General features: G+C 61.7%; 1 protein-coding gene. It reads right to left on the bottom strand.

What is annotated here, in order from left to right; genetic code table 11:
• The coding region (locus GTP55_RS29305) for a transposase (RefSeq protein ID WP_161048269.1) at window positions 1–347 on the bottom strand (347 nt) is incomplete at both ends.

Here is a 347-nt window from a genome sequence, read left to right as displayed (position 1 = left end):
GCGATAAGCTGCCGGTGCGGCTCATCATCGTGCGGCCCTTGATCGAGGTTCCCGAACTGCGCTGGCGCGGCGTGACTCCAAGGAATGCGGCAAACCGCTTAGCGCTGCCAAAGCGCCGGATGTCGCCTAGTTGCCCCAGGAGCCGTGCTGCCGTCGTGTTACCGATCCCCGGAATGCTTGTCAGCAGCTCAACGTCATGCTTGAGGCCTGGATGGCGGTTGATATGGTCGTCCATATCCACTTCGAGCTGTTTGATCTGCGCGTCCAACCAGGCAATGAGGGAGCGGGCATGCTCGGCGACCTCGTTCATGCCGCTGACCGTGTAGCTTTCCAGGCGGTTGCTCTCC

Origin of the sequence: Duganella margarita (genome assembly GCF_009857535.1) — a bacterium.
Classification (GTDB): domain Bacteria; phylum Pseudomonadota; class Gammaproteobacteria; order Burkholderiales; family Burkholderiaceae_D; genus Rugamonas; species Rugamonas margarita.
The sequence above is the reverse complement of the archived record's forward strand: the minus strand, read 5'-3'. Positions and strand labels throughout refer to the sequence as shown.